The organism is Streptococcus sp. k-90 (genome assembly GCF_013277565.1).
Taxonomy (GTDB): Bacteria; Bacillota; Bacilli; order Lactobacillales; family Streptococcaceae; genus Streptococcus.
The window spans coordinates 180175-187291 of the sequence record NZ_VMNE01000006.1 but is presented as its reverse complement, the minus strand read 5'-3'; the positions used below and the strand labels follow the sequence as shown (position 1 = coordinate 187291).

The following is a 7117-nucleotide window of genomic DNA, read 5'->3' as shown; positions in this document are numbered from 1 at the left end:
ATTGAACCTGATTCGTTTAAATAATACCATAAGCCTTTGTCTTTAACCCAACCAACTACTCCCTGATTAGAATTCTTTTTAGGTTTAGCTACATCAGTTTCAGTTTTACCTGTTCCTTCTTTAGGTTTAGCTACATCAGTTTCAGTTTTACCTGTCCCTTCTTTAGGTTTAGCTACGTCAGTTTCAGTTTTATCTGTTCCTTCTTTAGGTTTAGCTACGTCAGTTTCAGTTTTACCTGTCCCTTCTTTAGGTTTAGCTACGTCAGTTTCAGTTTTATCTGTCCCTTCTTTAGGTTTAGCTACGTCAGTTTCAGTTTTACCTGTTCCTTCTTTAGGTTTAGTTACGTCAGTTTCAGTTTTACCTGTTCCTTCTTTAGGTTTAGTTACGTCAGTTTCAGTTTTACCTGTTCCTTCTTTAGGTTTATCTACGTTAGTTTCTTGTTTTATATTATCTACTTTTTCAACGATGATATCATTACTAGTAGATAAATTTGATTTAAGAACATCTTTTATATGTTCTGATGTTACATAGAACTTAACAGTTTCAGGAATTGCAAATGTATCTTTTTTCACAGAAAACTCTGTACTTTTATTCTTAATATGAATTTCCTTTAATGAATCTAAGCTGCCACTTAGGAAGAAGGACGGCAATGAGTTGATATTATTACCAATTGTTAATCTTTTTAATTTTGGTAAACCGTTCATGACATGTTTACCAAAATTTTTAACATTATCTGGTAATATAAGTTCTTTTAATTCTAAATTACGATAAAATGCTAAACGTTCAATAGTTTCTAAACTATTTGGTAAGCTAATTTCTTCAAGTTTAATCGCATCTTCAAATGCAAAAGTACCGATTTTTTCTAAACCATCGTTCAATTCGAGTCTTTTCAAATAAGAATTTTTATCAAACGAATATGATGTAAGTTCTTTTGTCTCCTTAGGTGTTTTATAACTTTCGTCATTTTTTTTACTTGGATAACAAATTAATTTGGTTTTATCTTTTGAAAACAAAACACCATCAATTGAGGCAAACGATTCATTTCCTTCTTCAACATCAACATGTTTTAAGCTAGTAGTATTTTTAAATAGATTACTTCCTAATGTTTTAACCGATTTTGGTAATGTTAGTTTCTCTAAATTTGATAAATTAGCAAAAGCCTCATGTGATATTAATTCTAATTTTGAACTTGAGGAAAAGGTTAGCTTTTTCAATTTTTGACTAAAAGAAAATGCACTTGTCCCAATATATTCTAGAGATGCAGGCAATTCAATCTCTTCTAATTCAGAAAAATTAAAAGCTTTATCTTCAATTTTCTCCAGCTGACTGCCATTCTCAAAAATAATAGTTTTAGCTTTACTTCCATGGAAGCCGTTTTTTTGTATTTTTTTTATGCTTGATGGAATAGTAATAGAGCTAGGATAGTAGATAATTCTACCTGTTTCATCTGGATAATAACTAAAAGCTTCACTAGCTACTTCAGTAACGGTAAATACTTTATCACCTACTGTGATTTTTGTAGGAATCGTGAATGATTTTCCATCTTGACCAGCTTCAAACTGTACAGGAGTCACTCCATTACCCACTTGAACAGTTCCTATGTTGCCTTCTACAGTTAGAACCTTATATTTGATATTATTTTGTTTAATAATACTTCCAACTTTAGTTTCTTTGATCACTTCCGAACTAGGTGTATTTGCTAGAATTGGTTCATTAGGGACATATGCTGCTAATATAACCGCAGCTGTAGTTAATGATAATACTGTTCTTTTTTTCATATAAATTTCCTTACATATTTATTTTCTAATAGATATAAAACTATAACTTTGCTAGCCGTTGTTATAAAAAGTTTTATTCAAGCATTATCTAGTAGAATAGAGTAGTACATTTTATAAATTGTTATCTCTCCATAAACATAGTATATCATTTTTAAATTTTAAGTCAAGAAAAATTAACCAATGTTAATTTTATTTTTAACACACGTTAATTTTATTTTTAACATGGGCTAAAAATAAAATTAACTGAGTAAAAACTCTCGAAATTCAATTCGCTATATTATCACTCAACTTGAACAAATACCAGAACCACAAAAACAGATATAATTGATGCAATAGCAACTCTATTGAACAACATAAGAGACTGGGACAAAAAGATTTTGATTTCAGTAATTCTTTATTATAAATTTTTAAAATCGATAGATTAGACAAAAAAGCGAACGAAACAGAAAATCTTCACTCATATTCCCAACCATATACGGGAATTATATGTGCGATAGAAATGAAAGAGCAACTCTTAAAAAGCGTCTATCTGCTTTAGGACTACCAGACTATAGTTTTCACTTATTCCGCCACACACACGCTTCTATGATGTTAAATGCAGGTATCGCTATTACCTCAATAAATAATCCATCTAATTTCATTTCGTCTTTACCAAATTTGACGAGATTGACGACCTCTTCATAACGTCCTACCGCATTATTGACATCTTATAAGTTCGTTCTAGCTTTTGATAAGGCTTTGTCAATCTTTGGATTGACACTTTCATTTTGTGTCACAAACTCCATGCCGTAAGACGTTGCCACTCTTCAACTTCACGTTGAATTTTTACTTCTTTACTCTGTTTCGTTGCCATTACCAAAGCCTTTTAAAATGTTCTTTAAATTGGCTCTTTTAATTGCCCAGTGAGTCCTACTTAATTCCCAATCTTCTATTTTTAATTCTGATTGATGAAGTTCGATCAGATTTAAATCAATTTCACATTCTTTCTGAAAATCAAATTTTATATATCCAGCTCTTTTATCTATATCTACTAATTTTCCAAAAAATCCAGTTTTTATCTCTTGGTTCGCCTCACTATATTCTGGAAGGAATAAAGCTGGCAAACTCATTATTTCATCAATATCTTCTAAAGTGAATTGATTGAACTTTTGACTAATTGCTGAATTTGTGTATTGAAAAACCCTATCATTGTTTAAACTAAACGAGTTCTCTTCATACTTCTCATTGTAAATTATAAATAGGTTATAATATTCATTGGAAGAGAGTATCTGCCGTATAGGTGTAACATTAACGATATGATTTACACTGTTTGCTTGCTCAATATTATAAATTCTGTCCGCATTTTGTTGTAGTGGTTGTTGGGGAAATTCTGAGGGCAAATTATCCTGCCTTTTTAGTGAGTTTGTCAATGTATTCTCCTTAATTTAAATTTTCTACATGTTCTATGTTATAAATTTTGTTAGCATACTGAGTTATGATTTTTGGATTATTCAATACTTGTTGTTTCATAGATTCTTCACCTTCAGTATTAAATTTTTTCTCTTCTTCGTTCTCAGTATCTGATTCTTCAACATGCTCTTGTTCCACTATTCCAGCAGTTTGTTCATTCAACTCTTCCACACTTGGGTTATAACGAGTTATTTCTAAATTAGGCAAAGACTTTCCCAGTTCTGAGTTTCTGAATTTCCATGGCGTATTTTCTCCATTTTGAGAATACCATTCCTCAAATGTTTCTTTACCGAGTGTATTATCAATTTTATTTACAAATATATATCTCATCACATCTAACAAGAATGGCTCAATTTCTACTGTTGTAATACTTAATAATTCTGACTTAGATACAGTATTATTAACAGAAATCTTAAATCGTTCCGAAATATCAATTGTTTCATCATTACAGATTGTTTCTATAATAGCAGAAGCAAACCATTCCAATTTTTGCTCTGAAAACTTATTACTTATAAAAGCAGACATACTCTCAAGTGTGTCTTTTTTATTTTGCTTAACTGAGGTTTCAAAAGAATCAATAAAAGTTTGGTCGTCAAAGATCAAATATGATGTAGCAGATATCACACATTTTTTATATTCAGACACATTCTTTTTAAATGATGTCCCTTTAACTTTTAAAAGGGATTCCCCTGTAAAGTTCTCGATGAACGATAACATCATATCATCTTCATTTAAACCATCACTTTTATCAGTTACAACACCACGTACTCTTGTACTACGTACTCTTCTTCTAGTATTTCTAGCTTCAAGAATAAGCCCAAAGAGTATCCCTCCTGTTAGGCGTGGAACGTTAGATGACATTTTTTAACTCCTCTTACTTTATTTGATAACTTTATCTACTTTATCTACATTTACAAGTAACTCCATCTACTTCATAATAAAGTTTGAAGATAAGGCAAATGTATATTTGATTCTATTATATCAAATTTCACAAGCGTTTTCTTCAGAATAATAATATTAGTCCTAATTGATGGCCATCAAATGGACGGATTGAAACGAATATGAAAACTCAGACGATAACGGTCGAGTTCTGCATATATCTGTTTATCCGTTTATTTGGTGTGCCCTTTTCACATCTATCGGTATTCAGTATGGCTCATTGAAGTTTCTTTCCGTCCTAAGGACAGAAAGGAACCAACATGAATAATATATATGAAGAAATTTCTAAAAAGAAATTAAATGAAAAACTCGTTAAATCTCTAACTCCAGAAGAGCAATCTTTCTGGCTTGAATGGCTAAATGAGAGTGATAGACATGAAAATAGTTATGCTCGCCAATGTCGTCGTAAAGAAATAAGTCTAAACTCCAAAATAAACAATGGAAGAACAAATAACGAAACAACTCCACTTGACTTGTTTATAGATGATTCCCCTAATCCTCTTGACTTTCTCATTCAGACAGAAGATGAAGAATTTACCTTAGCTCAATTGCCAAGATTAAAAAAGGTTCTATCTGAATTAGATGAACTTGACAGAGACATTATCTTACTTTGCCATTCATTTGAAGAATATGAATATACGTATAGGGGGGAAACCTATATAAACTACAAGAAACTTTCTTTCAGAGAAATGGGTAGAAGATTAAATGAGGACTATCGTAAAATCCAACGTAAGATACCGAAAATAATGTCTTATATAAAAGAAAGACTCACAGAATAATTGAACAAAAAAATTAGGCCTTTTTTGCTCAAAAATGGTTCAACTACCCTTAATTTTGTCCATTAATTAGGAGGTAGTTTTAAAAGTCCAGCTCATGACCTCAAACCGAGCTTGTCTCTTCTTAGTTTTTAAGCTTCATATAGAAAGGTATATCCATATGAAAATCAAACCACAACACCGAAAAGGCGGTTACTCAAACCATATCGCTCAACAATACGTTGACCTCAACGCTCCTATCTACTTACTGAGTGACGAACTCGAACCCCAACAAAAGTACGAAAACAACAAACCAACAGGGGAAATTGTCGCTTATAAGCCTTGGTTCGGACAAAAAGGACTTCCGCCTTTTCAAGTGAAATTTACAGAAGCACCTGAACTGCCAGACTACCTATCTCTGGTTTCATTTGAAGGTCTAATGGCATGCGAAGTTAACTACAATGTCTACTTCAAAGCTGACGGATTGAAAGAGGTGAACTAATGGTTTCAACTCTCACACAAAGAGAGTTGGAACAATACCTGTTACAGAGCCTAAATATGGGTTTGGGCTCTGTATTACAGGGTGAAACATCCTACACCAACTCTTTTAACATTCTTGTCCGAGAAGACGGCTTTATCTTTGTCCCTCGTCTACCATGTGGCTTTATCATTGATGATGACTTGTATCAGAAGATTTTTCTAATCGCAAACGCCTCCCTCTATCCTCAATATACGCTATTGAAACAAAACTCTGCTTACTTTATCGCCTTAAAGTCAGAGGATATTCATGTTCAGCGTGGCTTATTCTTTCCATGGAAAAAAGGAGTTTCGGAGCGCTTGGTCATTCCAGACCTTGAGATATTTACCTCGTCTCTAAAGGGTAATAATATTCCTATCATGAAAAATCTAGCCATTAACTATGATAAGGTAACTTCTTTGGCTATTGCTGGTAATTCCGGTAGTGGGAAAAGTTACGCTTTGACTTATCTACTTAGTGTCCTGAAAAACATTTCTGACCTAATTATTATTGACCCTAAGTTTGATACACCATCACGCTGGGCAAGAGAACACCAAACTCCCGTTATTCACCCCCATGAAAACCGCTCTAAATCTGATTTTGTTTCAGAAATTAATGAAAACCTGAGCAAGTGTATGACCATCATTCATAAAAGGCAAGCCATCTTGTTTGAAAATCCACGTCATGAATTTAAACATCTAACCATTGTTATTGATGAAGTACTAGCCTTGTCAGAAGGAGTCAACAGAACCATCAAAGATTCTTTCTTCTCTTTATTGTCTCAAATCGCACTACTGGGACGAGCTACACGTGTTCATTTACTTCTAGTCAGTCAACGCTTTGACCATACAACTATCCCCGTATCCGTTCGGGAACAATTGAATGTTCTGATACAGATTGGAAACATTAATAAAAAGACCACACAGTTTTTGTTTCCCGACCTCGACCCTGAGGGCATCGTTATTCCGATAGGCAAAGGAACAGGACTTATACAGATTATTGATAACGAACATCCTTATCAAGTTTTCCCCCTCCTCTGTCCCACCTATTACACCAAGAAAGGAATTTTATAGACTATGAGAAAAACGAATTTTCAAAAAACCATTCATCCAGCAACTACCTTTTTTATAATGGGAATCCTATCTATGTTTATTTCAATCTTATTGAGGCTTGGAATGAATCCCTTGGAAAACAGTATCTATTTCACATCTCTGTTTGATTTCCTGCGCTTGCTTCACTTTATCAGCTCATCTATTTCTTTATTGTCCCTTCTCTTATTACTTGGATTAGTTGGCTATGAAATTAAGATACGCCACAGAGAAGATAAAATATCAAACCTCTTTAAGTCCATTACACAGACCTTTTCTCTTCGTCTATTTCTGATTCAAAGAGAGTACTCAGAAACTGTAAGCACAAGCGAGCAAGGAAACACAAAGAGATACAACCCTATCAACAAACAGTTCAATAAAGCGATTCAGAAAGTGCTTGTAGATATACGAGAGGAAAGCACAACATTGATTATTCCTGTCCCCAAATCGCAACAAGCCATTAGAATTCTAAAAGATTTGGAAACAATCATCAGTGAAGAAATTTCTAGTCGCAATCCTGACTATTATTTTTCAAGACCTGAAAGAAAGGGCATGGACTTCTACTTTATCGGAACAAGACGTAAATAATAG

The 7117-nt window shown here is 33.1% G+C and carries 7 protein-coding genes and 1 pseudogene; 5 read left to right on the top strand and 3 right to left on the bottom strand.

Going from position 1 to position 7117, the window contains the following annotated elements; translation table 11 throughout:
• On the bottom strand, positions 1-1778 hold a 1778-nt coding region (locus HT734_RS03160), incomplete at its 3' end, for a leucine-rich repeat protein (protein WP_173308467.1).
• Positions 1779-2219: 441 nt separating this feature from the next.
• On the opposite strand from HT734_RS03160, the pseudogene HT734_RS09585 reads away from it, so the two are divergent.
• Positions 2220-2462: pseudogene (locus HT734_RS09585) on the top strand (hypothetical protein); the annotation flags it as partial.
• Positions 2463-2611: 149 nt separating this feature from the next.
• Here the strand turns inward: HT734_RS09585 and HT734_RS03150 are convergent.
• Both HT734_RS03150 and HT734_RS03145 read right to left on the bottom strand, forming a co-directional pair.
• Entirely contained in the window at positions 2612-3187 is a 576-nt protein-coding gene (locus tag HT734_RS03150) for a hypothetical protein (RefSeq protein WP_000185168.1), read from the bottom strand.
• Positions 3188-3197: 10 nt separating this feature from the next.
• Complete coding sequence (locus HT734_RS03145; RefSeq protein WP_000097855.1) at positions 3198-4088, bottom strand: hypothetical protein; 891 nt, start codon at positions 4086-4088, stop codon at positions 3198-3200.
• Positions 4089-4426: 338 nt separating this feature from the next.
• On the opposite strand from HT734_RS03145, the gene HT734_RS03140 reads away from it, so the two are divergent.
• The 4 genes from HT734_RS03140 (at position 4427) to HT734_RS03125 (ending at position 7114) form a co-directional block, all read left to right on the top strand.
• Positions 4427-4945, top strand: coding sequence for a hypothetical protein (locus tag HT734_RS03140; RefSeq protein ID WP_001060107.1), 519 nt, complete (start codon positions 4427-4429; stop codon positions 4943-4945).
• A 163-nt stretch (positions 4946-5108) separates the two neighbouring features.
• Positions 5109-5423: a hypothetical protein gene (locus HT734_RS03135; protein ID WP_173277710.1), complete on the top strand. Its 315-nt coding sequence runs from the start codon at positions 5109-5111 to the stop codon at positions 5421-5423.
• A complete protein-coding gene (locus HT734_RS03130) occupies positions 5423-6511 on the top strand; it encodes a type IV secretion system DNA-binding domain-containing protein (protein ID WP_000255253.1) in 1089 nt (362 codons plus the stop codon). The genes HT734_RS03135 and HT734_RS03130 overlap by 1 nt, the downstream gene beginning before the upstream one ends.
• Positions 6512-6514: 3 nt before the next feature.
• Positions 6515-7114 carry a hypothetical protein gene (locus HT734_RS03125; RefSeq protein ID WP_001232745.1) on the top strand — a complete coding sequence of 200 codons (600 nt, stop codon included), beginning with the start codon at positions 6515-6517 and terminating at the stop codon, positions 7112-7114.
• Positions 7115-7117: the final 3 nt, after the last annotated feature.

What these genes read in the sequence shown, in the direction of transcription:
- HT734_RS03145 (WP_000097855.1), bottom strand. Translation starts at nt 4,088, where the DNA reads ATGTCATCTAACGTTCCACGCCTAACAGGAGGGATACTCTTTGGGCTT.
- HT734_RS03130 (WP_000255253.1), top strand. Translation starts at nt 5,423, where the DNA reads ATGGTTTCAACTCTCACACAAAGAGAGTTGGAACAATACCTGTTACAG.
- HT734_RS03140 (WP_001060107.1), top strand. Translation starts at nt 4,427, where the DNA reads ATGAATAATATATATGAAGAAATTTCTAAAAAGAAATTAAATGAAAAA.
- HT734_RS03125 (WP_001232745.1), top strand. Translation starts at nt 6,515, where the DNA reads ATGAGAAAAACGAATTTTCAAAAAACCATTCATCCAGCAACTACCTTT.